The organism is Pelagibacterium sp. (assembly GCF_035555455.1).
Lineage (GTDB): Bacteria > Pseudomonadota > Alphaproteobacteria > Rhizobiales > Devosiaceae > Pelagibacterium.
In genome coordinates this window covers 1-9435 of record NZ_DATMGM010000013.1, presented here as the reverse complement: position 1 = coordinate 9435, position 9435 = coordinate 1, and the positions used below count along the sequence as shown (strand labels likewise).

Below are 9435 nucleotides of genomic sequence, written 5' to 3'. Positions count from 1 at the left end.
ACGATCGAGGTCTGCATCTGGCCACCGGACATGTAGTGCGTCTTGGCGGCGGAATTGATGATCTGGTCCATCGCCTGCATGGCGAAGTTCCAGGTCATGAACTCGACGATCGGCTTCAGCCCGGCCATGGCCGCGCCGACGCCGACGCCCGCGAAGCCGTGCTCGGTGATCGGGGTATCGACAACGCGCTTGTCACCAAATTCCTGCAACAGGCCCTGGGTCACCTTGTAGGCGCCCTGATACTCGGCCACTTCCTCACCCATGACGAACACGTCGGGGTCGGCGCGCATTTCCTCGGCCATCGCATCGCGCAGCGCTTCGCGCACCGAGGTCGTCACCATCTCGACGCCCTCGGGAATGTCCGGGTCGTTCTGGGGCACAAACTGCGGTGCAGCGGGCACTGCCGGCGTGGACGCAGCGGGCTCAGCCGGCGATTCCGCCACTGGGGCCTCCTGGGCCTGTGCCGGTGCGGGTTCCGCCGAAACGGCGCTCGCGTCCTCGCCCTCGGCGACCAGCGCCGCGATCGGGGTGTTGACCTTCACGCCCTCGGTCCCTTCCGGCACGAAGATTTTCGCGACAATGCCCTCATCGATGGATTCGACTTCCATCGTGGCCTTGTCGGTTTCGATTTCGGCCAGCACATCGCCGGGCGAAACCTTGTCGCCTTCCTTGACCAGCCATTTGGCCAGCGTGCCCTCTTCCATGGTGGGCGACAGCGCGGGCATCAGAATATCGGTTGCCATTTTAGATCTCCCAGCCTGCGCTTAAACGGTGATGTCGGTGTAGAGTTCGGAGGGATCCGGCTCGGGATCGTTGGTGGCGAAATCCGCCGCCTCCGTGACAATGGCGCGGATGTCCTTTTCGATCTGCTTGAGATCGTCTTCGGTCGCGTAATTATTGTCGAGGATACGCTTTCTCACCTGCTCGATCGGATCGCGTTCCGAGCGCATGGTCGAGACTTCTTCCTTGGAACGGTATTTCGCCGGGTCGGACATGGAATGCCCGCGATAGCGATAGGTCAGCATTTCCAGAATGTAGGGCCCCTTGCCCGACCGCGCGTGTTCGATGGCGCGTTCGGCGGCTTCCTTGACCATGCGCACGTCCATGCCGTCCACCTGCTCGCCGGGAATGTCGAAAGACCGTCCCCGCTGGCTCAGGTCGGTGGTGGCGGCGGAGCGCTCGATCGAGGTGCCCATCGCGTAGCGGTTGTTCTCGATCACATAGACCACCGGCAGGCTCCAGAGCTTGGCCATGTTGAAGCTCTCATAGACCTGGCCCTGGTTGGCTGCCCCATCACCGAAATAGGTGATCGACACCGTGTCTTCGCCCCGGTACTTGGCCGCGAAAGCGAGCCCGGTTCCCAGCGGCACCTGCGCGCCGACAATGCCGTTGCCGCCATAAAAGCGGTGCTCGCTCGAAAACATGTGCATTGAGCCGCCCTTGCCGCGCGACAGCCCGCCCTGACGTCCGGTCAGTTCCGCCATCACACCGTTGGGGTCGAGGCCCATCACCAGCATGTGCCCGTGATCGCGATAACCGGTGATCTGGGCGTCTTCGCCCTTCTTGGAGGCCATGGTGATGCCGGTAACCACGGCTTCCTGCCCGATATAGAGGTGGCAGAAGCCCCCGATCAGGCCCATGCCGTACATCTGGCCGGCTTTTTCCTCGAACCGCCTTATCAGCAGCATTTCGCGAAAGGCATAAAGCTCTTCGTCCTTGGTGAGTTCGGGGGTATTGGATTTGGCCTTGGCGGCCGTCGCTTTACGCGCCATGCGACATCTCCGGAACGAAAAATGGCTCGCTGCCGCCGCGCCCACAGAACAGGCAGGCGGAATGCTGGGATGCATTGATATACAATACGCGCGGACCCGCCGCCAGCAAGGGCCGGCAGCCCGCAACGCCCGGCCAGTAGCGCCTTGGCAAAGAATGCATTTCGGCCATCAACCTAAATGCAGTTAATATTTAAAATGAACCGAATTGAGGTTTATCGACCACCATCCGGAACGATGATGACATCGTCCGGGTGCACCAGCCCGAGCAGCGCCCGCGCCCTCTCGGTCAGGATATCGGGATCGAGCTGGCGCGGATCGAACAGCGCGATGCGGTGCTCATAGGAATCGATTTCGATCTCCAGCGCCGCCTGCCGCGCCTCCAGCACCTTGATCTCTTCGAGCATTTCGCGCTGGCTTTCCATCCCGAAGGTGCCCGTCACCACGTGATAGCCAAGATAGCCCTGAAACGCGAGCAACCCCACAGTGATGCTCAGCTTGGCAAGGATGGAAGGACGTTTGACGCGGGTAGGCATGGAAGCACGAAACCAGAGGACCATCAGACGTTAATACGCCATCAAGCTTAAGGACTTCTTGCCGGGGTGACCCTCAGGGGAACAATCTGCGGCTACAGCCCCATCACCTTGCGCAACATGGCGTTGACGCGCTGCTGCCACCCGGGACCGCTCCCGCGCAGTTTTTCGAGCACATCGGCATCAAGGCGCAAGGTCACCTCACTCTTGGCGGCCTCACCCCTCCCCCCGCGTGAAATCTTTTCGGCGAACTCTGGAAACATCTGTGCAAATGGACGGCCTTGGGCGAGCTGCGGGTCGGTCAGTTCGGGATTGTCCGGATCCGACGCGATCATCTTGCGGATTTGCGCCTCCTCGTCATCGGTCAACGGACGGCGGGAAGAGTAGCGTGTATTCGTCATCTCATACCCCTTTCCTTGCGGCTGGCTGGACGCATGGAAATCACCGAAAGCGCCTCTGATCCCAGAACAAGAAAAACCACGGCGACATCAGTCTGCCATCGAGCTCGCCTATGGCAACGAAACGTCCCGATTTTGCCGGGTAAACCATAGCGCTGGAAAAGAAATCGAACGAAAGATCGGCAAAATCCAACCCGTGTCTTTCCAGGTTGAGGCGGCGCTTCGGCTCGTCCCAAACGATCTTCATCGTGCAAATGTAACTACGCTCTGGAAAAATGGCAACAAAAAGGGCGCGTCGGTGGACGCGCCCTCAACCATAAGCTCTCGCTTATTCAATCAGCCCCGAAGCACCGAACGCCCTGCGTAGCGCGCGGAGGTTCCGAGGAACTCTTCGATGCGGATCAGCTGGTTGTACTTGGCCAGCCGGTCGGAGCGGGCCAGCGAGCCGGTCTTGATCTGCCCGCAATTGAGCGCCACGGCGAGGTCGGCGATCGTCGAATCCTCGGTCTCGCCCGAGCGGTGCGACATCACCGAGGTGTAGGACGCCTTGTGGGCGGTCTCGACCGCTTCGAGGGTCTCAGACAGCGTGCCGATCTGGTTGACCTTGACGAGGATCGAGTTGGCCACGCCCATCTTGATGCCCGACAGCAGCCGTTCGGTGTTGGTGACGAACAGATCGTCGCCCACAAGCTGCACCCGGTTGCCGATCGCTTCGGTGAGTGCCTTCCAGCCGTCCCAGTCGTCCTCGGCCATGCCGTCCTCGATCGAGATGATCGGGAAGCGGCTGGTGAGGTCTTCGAGGTAGCGCACCATCTCGTCGGACCCGAGCGAGCGCCCCTCGCCCTTCAGCGCATAGACGCCGTCCTTGTAGAATTCGGTCGCCGCGCTATCGAGCGCCAGGAATACGTCCTCGCCCGGTGCGTAACCGGCCTTTTCGATCGACTTCATGATAAAGCCGAGCGCGTCTTCGGTGGAGCTGAGGTTCGGCGCAAAGCCGCCCTCGTCGCCCACATTGGTGTTGAGGCCTTCCGCCGCGAGGCCCTTTTTCAGCGTGTGAAAGATTTCCGAGCCGATCCGCACCGCATCTTCCAGCGAATCCGCGCCCACGGGCATGATCATGAATTCCTGGATATCGATGGCGTTGTCGGCGTGTTCGCCGCCATTGATGATGTTCATCATCGGCACCGGCATCAGCCGCGCGTTCGGGCCACCGAGATAGCGCCACAGCGGCAGTGCACACGATTCAGCCGCCGCCCGGGCCACGGCCAGCGACACGCCGAGAATGGCGTTGGCGCCGAGCTTTGCCTTGTTGGGCGTCCCATCGAGCTCGATCATCGCCTGGTCCACGGCGATCTGGTCGAGCGCGTCCATGCCCTCGATTTCCGTGGCGATCAGGGTGTTGACGTTGTCGACGGCGTCCAGCACGCCCTTGCCCAGATACGCTTCGCCGCCGTCCCGCAACTCGACTGCTTCATGCGCGCCGGTCGAAGCGCCCGAGGGCACTGCCGCGCGGCCGAAGCTGCCATCATCGAGAACCACGTCGACCTCGACGGTGGGATTGCCGCGGCTGTCAAAGATCTGACGACCGATAACGTCAATAATTGCAGACATGAAAGCGCCCTTCATTTTATGGGGAGATGCCGGTTGCAGCCGTTCTAGAGCGTTTGCCGCCAAAGTGGAAGTGACTTTAGCGGATCGGAATCGCGGCAAAACAAGGGCTTACATTCAAAATGAAAAGGGCGGATGCCTGCGCACCCGCCCGTATAATCACACATCTATATCAGCGCGCACTTATGTCCAGTAGGGATCGACCTTGTAGTAGGAATAGGCCTCGCGGCGGGCCTGGGCCCCGTCGTCCCGTGTCAGTTCATTGATCGAACTTGCGGGCGCGGCTTCCAGTTCCTCGCGGGTGAAGGGCACGACATAGCCTTCCTGCTCCCTGTCGTAATCGAGCGTCGCCCAGGGAAGCGGATGGAACTTCTCCCCCATCCCCAGAAAGCCGCCGAAACCGACCACGGCAAACATGATCGAGTTGTCGGTCTTGTCGAGCACGATATCCTCGACCTTGCCGATCTTCTTGCCGTCAGAATTATAGACGTCGGTGCCGATCGCGCGGCTGGCGCGAACGGCCGTCGTATGTCCCGATGCAGTGGGCATGAGCAACCTCCGTTGGGTTTTTCTTGTTGTCGCGTTGACAACGCCCATGGCGGCATCGGGTTCCTACGGCTCGTCGTCGCGCTCCAATCGGTGCGCGTCGAGACGTTTCGTTTCGAGGCCGGCCTGTTTTTCCGTCTGCTCGCGCTCGGCTCTGGTGCGCCCGAACCGGATACGGTTGGCCTCGGCGGCCCGCTCCTTGTCGGCGCGGGCCTTGGTTTTTCTGGCCTGTCGCAGATTGACGATCTCGGCCATGGGCTGCCCCTAAACCAGGCGGCTCTGGTTCACCGCAGCGGCAATGAACGAGGTGAACAGCGGGTGCGGCTCGAACGGACGCGACTTCAGTTCCGGGTGATACTGCACGCCGATAAACCAGGGATGGTCGGTCCGCTCGACGATTTCGGGCAATGTCCCGTCCGGCGACAGGCCGGAGAACAACAGGCCATTGGCCTCCAGCACCTTGCGGTACTTCATGTTGACCTCGTAGCGGTGCCGGTGGCGTTCGGAGATGTGGTTGGTGCCATAGATATCCGCCACCCGGCTGCCGCGCACCAGCTGCGCGGGATAGGCGCCCAGCCGCATCGAGCCACCCAGATCGGCGTCTTCACTGCGCTTTTGCGTATCGTTATCCTTGACCCACTCGGTCATCAGGCCGACCACCGGCTCCTTGGTCGGGCCGAATTCGGTCGAGCTGGCCTTGGTGATCCCGGCGGTGTTCCGCGCCGCCTCGATACAGGCCATCTGCATACCGAAGCAGATGCCGAAATAGGGCACATCGCGGATGCGGGCGAACCGCGCCGCATTGATCTTGCCTTCCGAACCGCGCTCACCGAACCCGCCGGGCACCAGAATGCCGTCGATCCCTTCGAGATAGGGCGCCGGATCGTCATTCTCGAACACTTCGGAATCGATCCAGTTGATATTGACCTTCACATTGTTGGCAATGCCGCCATGGGTCAGCGCTTCCGAAAGCGACTTATAAGCGTCCTTCATCTCGGTGTATTTGCCCACGATGGCGATGGTGACTTCGCCTTCCGGGTTATGGATACGCTTGGAGATTTCGTTCCATTTGCCCAGATCGGGCGTCGGGGCATCGGTAATGCCGAAGGCCGAGAGCACTTCGGTGTCCAATCCCTCCTCGTGATAGGCGACCGGCACGTCATAGATGGACGAGACGTCGAGCGCCTGGATCACCGCGCTGGGGCGCACATTGCAGAACAGCGACAGCTTGCGCTTTTCGCTTTCCGGAATGGGCCGGTCGCAGCGCACCAGCAGCACGTCCGGCTGAATGCCGATCGAGCGCAGTTCCTTGACCGAGTGCTGGGTCGGCTTGGTCTTGAGCTCGCCCGCGCTGGGAATGAACGGCATCAGCGTCAGATGCACAAACACCGCATCCCCGCGCGGCAGTTCGTTGCCCAGCTGGCGGATCGCTTCGAGGAACGGCATGGCTTCAATATCGCCCACGGTTCCACCGATCTCGCACAGGACGAAATCATAATCCTCATTGCCGGCGGTGACGAAGGTCTTGATCTCGTCGGTGACGTGGGGGATCACCTGCACGGTTGCGCCCAGATACTCCCCGCGCCGCTCCTTGGCCAGGATATCGGAATAGATGCGCCCGGTGGTGACATTGTCCTGCCGGCTGGCCGAGCGACCGGTGAAGCGCTCATAGTGGCCCAGATCGAGGTCGGTTTCCGCCCCGTCATCGGTCACGAACACTTCGCCGTGCTGATAGGGCGACATCGTGCCTGGGTCGACGTTGAGATAGGGGTCGAGCTTGCGCAGGCGCACCGAATAACCGCGCGCTTGCAGCACCGATCCCAGCGCCGCCGAAGCCAAACCTTTTCCGAGCGAGGAAACCACGCCACCGGTGATGAAAACGTACCGAGCCATGGGACTTTACCTTACATATGCCATCGTCGATTCGAAGCGCGAAAATCGCACCTCACAAAAAAAGAAGGGGATGTTTCCATCCCCAGCTTCTTGAAGTTGCCAGTCCCGTCAGTTGGCGGGAGCTGCCGGTTCCTGGTCCGGCGCAGGTTGTGCCCCCATCGTCGACATCATCGAAGCACCCGGCTCGATAATGTCGGGCTGGCCAGCAGCAGCAGGCTGTTCGGGAACCTGGAGATCGTCATTTGCCGGAGCGGGCTGGCTGGGGACCGCGAGGTCGTCATTGCCGCCGCCAAGCGCGTCGAGCGCATCGAGCACGGTCGAGCGCGAGCCGTCCGGGTTCTGCGCCGCACGATCGAGAATCGAAGTGGAGCTGCGGTCGGCCTGGCTCACGATGGTGAGACCGATAGCCGTGACCATGAACAGGGTGCCCAGAATTGAGGTGGTGCGGGTCAGAAGGTTTGCCGAGCCGCGCGCGCTCATGAAATTGCCGCCGCCGCCCATGCCCAGCCCGCCCCCTTCGGAGCGCTGAAGCAGGATGACCACGATCATGGCAATCACGATCAGCAGATAGGCGACAATCAATACTGTGGCCATGTAACGGTTTATCCTTCAAACAGGCGCCATTGCGGAGAATGTAGGTGCGATCCCCGCCAGCGCAATAGCTTTGGAGCACATCCGGCAGGAACGGATCGTTTTCCTGCACCGTGGACGCGCCACCGATCAAACAGTCGATCCAGCCCGGCTGGGCCAAACCCGAAATCCTTCAATGCACGGAGCGGTCAACGCCAGGTGGCATCTCACGGCTTTGCCCTGCCCCGCGCTCAATCACGCAGAAGCAAGGCTCGACACGGGCATTGCGTTGGTCGGCGTTCTACACCCAAAAATCGGCAATGGCCAGCCCTTCCCCATGCGCAACGCGCAATTGCCCCGCCCCTTTTTCCGCGCCAAAATCACGCTGGCGCGCTCAGGCCGCGCGGCTGGCGTTGAACGCCTGCGCAAGGTCGAGAAAATTGCGGAAAATAGCGTGGCCGTTTTCCGAAGCAATGCTTTCGGGATGAAACTGCACCCCATGCACCGGCAGGTCGCGGTGCTGCAATCCCATGATCTGCCCGTCCTCGGAACGGGCCGTGACCCTCAGCACATCCGGCAGGTCGGGCTCACTCACCACCAGCGAATGATAGCGCGTGGCCTTGAAGTCCGGCGCGATCCCGGCAAATACCCCCTCGCCCTCATGGGTGATGGTGGATACCTTGCCATGCATCGCGTTCGGCGCGCGCACGACCGAGCCACCGAAAACCTGCCCGATGATCTGCTGGCCCAGGCATACCCCGAAAATGGGAATCACCCCGGCAAAGCGCTCGACCAGCGCAAGGCAGATACCCGCATCGTCCGGCGTGCGCGGTCCAGGCGACAGCACGATGGCGTCCGGTGCCTTGGCAGCGATCTCGTCGAGGGTGATCCGGTCATTGCGGACCACATCGGTGGTTGCGCCCAACTCGCCGATATAGTGGACGAGATTGTAGGTGAAACTGTCGTAATTATCGATGACCAGTACGCGCATCATTGGCCCACCTTCGCCTGCCCCGCATAGCGCAGCGCTTCTTCGGCTGCGCTGAACAGGGCCCGCGCCTTGTTCTCGCATTCGAGCTGTTCCAGATCGGGCTGCGAATCGGCAACGATCCCGGCCCCGGCCTGCACATGCAGCTTGCCGTCCTTGAGGATCGCGGTGCGCAGCACGATACAGGTATCCATGCGCCCATCCGCGCCGAAATACCCCACGCACCCCGCATAGATGCCACGTCGGGCGATTTCCAGCTCATCGATGATTTCCATCGCCCGCACTTTTGGCGCGCCGGACACGGTTCCTGCCGGGAACCCGGCGGCCAGCGCATCGATATTGTCGTATTGCGGGTCGAGTTCGCCCACCACGTTAGACACGATATGCATCACGTGGGAGTAATATTCGAGGAAGAACTGGTCGGTGACCTTCACGGTCCCGGCCTTGGAAACCCGCCCCACATCGTTGCGGCCCAGATCGAGCAGCATCAGGTGCTCGGAGCGTTCCTTGGGGTCGGAGAGCAATTCCTCGGCCAGTTCGCGGTCGCGCTCAGGGGTATCGCCGCGCTTGCGGGTTCCGGCGATGGGCCGGATGGTCACCTCGCCCTCATCCACCCGCACGAGAATTTCCGGGCTCGATCCCGCCACGGCGAAATCGCCCATGTCGAGGAAATACATATAAGGCGAGGGATTGGTGCGCCGCAGGGCGCGATAGAGCGCGGTCGGCGGCAGGGTGAAATCAGCGGAAAACCGCTGGGACAGCACCACCTGAAAGATATCCCCGGCAGCGATATAGTCCTGGGCCTTGCGGACCATGTCCGCATACGCTTCGCGGCTGGTGTTCGAGGTCACCTCGATCGAGCTGAAATCAGGCACCTCACCGCGCGGCAGCGGGCGTTCGAGCCGGGCGATAGTTTCCTCGATCCGCTCATTGGCCGCTTCATAGGCCTGCCGCGCGGAAACACCCTCGCGGGGATAGACCGGCGCAGAGAGAAACAATTCATCGCGCAGCGAATCAAACACCGCCAGCATCGAGGGGCGCATCATCAGCGCGTCCGGCACCCCGAGCGTGTCGGGATTGCCTTCGGGCAGTTCTTCCATGAACCGCACCATGTCATAGCCCAGATAGCC

General features: G+C 61.5%; 11 protein-coding genes and 1 pseudogene. All 12 read right to left on the bottom strand.

Going from position 1 to position 9435, the window contains the following annotated elements:
* A partial coding sequence (locus tag VNS12_RS02320; protein WP_325486228.1) for a biotin/lipoyl-containing protein occupies positions 1-743 on the bottom strand: 743 nt, incomplete at its 3' end.
* Positions 744-764: 21 nt separating this feature from the next.
* Positions 765-1772 (bottom strand): pyruvate dehydrogenase (acetyl-transferring) E1 component subunit alpha, encoded by a 1008-nt coding sequence (gene pdhA, locus VNS12_RS02315; RefSeq protein WP_325486227.1) that lies wholly within the window; start codon positions 1770-1772, stop codon positions 765-767.
* A gap of 212 nt (positions 1773-1984) precedes the next feature.
* A complete protein-coding gene (locus VNS12_RS02310) occupies positions 1985-2305 on the bottom strand; it encodes an FtsB family cell division protein (RefSeq protein ID WP_325486226.1) in 321 nt (106 codons plus the stop codon).
* 92 nt (positions 2306-2397) lie between these two features.
* Complete coding sequence (locus VNS12_RS02305) at positions 2398-2703, bottom strand: BrnA antitoxin family protein (protein ID WP_325486225.1); 306 nt, start codon at positions 2701-2703, stop codon at positions 2398-2400.
* A pseudogene (locus VNS12_RS02300) lies at positions 2700-2947 on the bottom strand (BrnT family toxin). The gene VNS12_RS02305 and the pseudogene VNS12_RS02300 overlap by 4 nt, the downstream one beginning before the upstream one ends.
* Positions 2948-3036: 89 nt before the next feature.
* Positions 3037-4311 (bottom strand): phosphopyruvate hydratase, encoded by a 1275-nt coding sequence (gene eno, locus VNS12_RS02295; RefSeq protein ID WP_325486224.1) that lies wholly within the window; start codon positions 4309-4311, stop codon positions 3037-3039.
* 180 nt (positions 4312-4491) lie between these two features.
* Positions 4492-4857 (bottom strand): PRC-barrel domain-containing protein, encoded by a 366-nt coding sequence (locus VNS12_RS02290; protein WP_325486223.1) that lies wholly within the window; start codon positions 4855-4857, stop codon positions 4492-4494.
* Positions 4858-4920: 63 nt separating this feature from the next.
* The gene (locus VNS12_RS02285) at positions 4921-5109 is read right to left on the bottom strand and encodes a DUF4169 family protein (protein WP_325486222.1); all 189 of its coding nucleotides are present in this window, start codon (positions 5107-5109) and stop codon (positions 4921-4923) included.
* Positions 5110-5118: 9 nt separating this feature from the next.
* Entirely contained in the window at positions 5119-6747 is a 1629-nt protein-coding gene (locus tag VNS12_RS02280; protein ID WP_325486221.1) for a CTP synthase, read from the bottom strand.
* Between the two features lie 108 nt (positions 6748-6855).
* Positions 6856-7341 carry a preprotein translocase subunit SecG gene (secG, locus tag VNS12_RS02275; RefSeq protein WP_325486220.1) on the bottom strand — a complete coding sequence of 162 codons (486 nt, stop codon included), beginning with the start codon at positions 7339-7341 and terminating at the stop codon, positions 6856-6858.
* Between the two features lie 370 nt (positions 7342-7711).
* Positions 7712-8311 carry an anthranilate synthase component II gene (locus VNS12_RS02270; protein ID WP_325486219.1) on the bottom strand — a complete coding sequence of 200 codons (600 nt, stop codon included), beginning with the start codon at positions 8309-8311 and terminating at the stop codon, positions 7712-7714.
* On the bottom strand, positions 8308-9435 hold a 1128-nt coding region (locus VNS12_RS02265), incomplete at its 5' end, for an anthranilate synthase component I family protein (protein ID WP_325486218.1). The genes VNS12_RS02265 and VNS12_RS02270, both read right to left, overlap by 4 nt.